Source organism: Novosphingobium capsulatum NBRC 12533 (genome assembly GCF_001598375.1).
GTDB classification, from domain to species: domain Bacteria; phylum Pseudomonadota; class Alphaproteobacteria; order Sphingomonadales; family Sphingomonadaceae; genus Novosphingobium; species Novosphingobium capsulatum.
Window position 1 is genome coordinate 1 of sequence record NZ_BCYV01000055.1, and the last position, 1,665, is coordinate 1,665.

At 61.3% G+C, this 1,665-nt stretch carries 1 pseudogene; it reads left to right on the forward strand.

Annotation, left to right across the window (positions count from 1 at the left end):
• Window positions 1-152 precede the first annotated feature (152 nt).
• Window positions 153-1,449 (forward strand): annotated as a pseudogene (locus tag SCA01S_RS21515) (IS110 family RNA-guided transposase).
• Window positions 1,450-1,665 lie beyond the last annotated feature (216 nt).

The following is a 1,665-nucleotide window of genomic DNA, read 5'->3' on the forward strand; positions in this document are numbered from 1 at the left end:
TAGCACATTGGGAAGCGGCTCCTTTGAGGGCCGCGATGCCTTGATGAAGACAAGAGCGCGTAGCGCCCGCCGGCTTCATCAAGGCGGCCATGACCGGCCAGCAGGTCTCTAAAGTGAAGTTGTCGACTCAACACTTTGGAGACGGACCGACCATGACCAAGCGCAGTTCTACCCCCGCCGACGCCGTGCTGGTAGCCATCGATATGTCGAAGCACCGGCAGGAGGTATTGATTGAACGCCCCGAAGGCGGCCGCCGCCGGCGCATGACGATCATGGCCACCAAGGCTGACTACGATCGCCTCGCCGACGAGCTCAGCAGCATAGGGCGCCCGATCGTCGTCGGCTTCGAGGCGACCGGCAACTACCATCGCACGTTGGCGCATCGGCTGCTCTCGGCAGGTTTCGAGCTGCGACTGATTTCGTCGGTTGCCTTGGCTCGTACCCGCGAGGCGTTGCACAATGGTTGGGACAAGAACGATTCCAAGGATGCGCAGGTGATCCTGCATATGCTGCGGATCGGTGCCACCCAGCGTTACGTCGATCCGCTGGCCGCCGGGATCAACGACCTGCAGGAGATGTCGAAGACCCATGAAGCCATTTCCAAAGCCAAGACCCAGACCTGGCATCGGATCCTGACACACTATCTGCCGCTGTATTTTCCTGAGATCGAGCGCTTCGCCGGCAACAGCCGGTCTGACTGGTTTCTGGCCCTGCTCGAACGCTTTCCAACTCCGGCCAGCATGACAGCGCTCGGCCAAGAAGACTTCACGCGCGAGGCTTGGTCTCTCGTCGGTCGCAAGGTCTCCAAGGCCCGCTTAATCAACGATATTTATGAGACCGCCTGCGCCTCGGTGGCACTGCCGGTCGAAGAGGATTCCGTAGCGATCGCCATGTTCCGCATGGTCATCGCACAAGCACGCAGCCTCATCCGGCAGCGCGATGAGATTGAGCGCACCGCTCACGCCTTGCTCAGCGAGAACCGCGATTATCAGCTCCTGCGCATGATCCCCGGAATCGGACCGATCAACGCGCTGACCATCCTTGCCGAGGCTGGCGACCTTCGCCGGTTTGCCCACCACCGCCAGTTCCTCAAGTTCTGTGGGCTTGACCTCGCGACCTGCCAGTCGGGCACTTTCCGTGGGCGAACCAAGCTCTCCAAGTACGGCAACGCCCGGCTACGCCGCACCTTCTGGATGGCAACTCAAGTCGCCATCCGTCAGCGTGACAACAGCTTCCGCGACAAGCTTGGTCGCTATGTTGCCGGCCATGGAAACGACCCTGATCGCCGCCGCAAGGCCATGACCGCACTCACCGCCAAGATGGCGCGCGTCGCGCACGCTGTCATCAAGACGGGAACCGAGTACCGCCCGTTCGTCGAACGGGCGGACACCAGATGGAAGGACCCCTCTCTGTCGTGCCGTGAGGGCGCTACGGCGACCCTGTAGATAATGTTCGGGCCTTCCATCTGGCATCCGCATCTCATTTTAAGGACGGTGAGGACCACGACCGGCACGGCCGTTGGATCCTGTGTTTGCTATGGCCGAGAGCGCATTCCTTGACGATGGAAGCCATCTGGATCAGAACGCAACCAGCGCCGATCACCATCGGCGCAACGAGACCTGCTGGCCGTTTTTCGCCGCTGCTTCCCGACCTAGGACGTTGTCG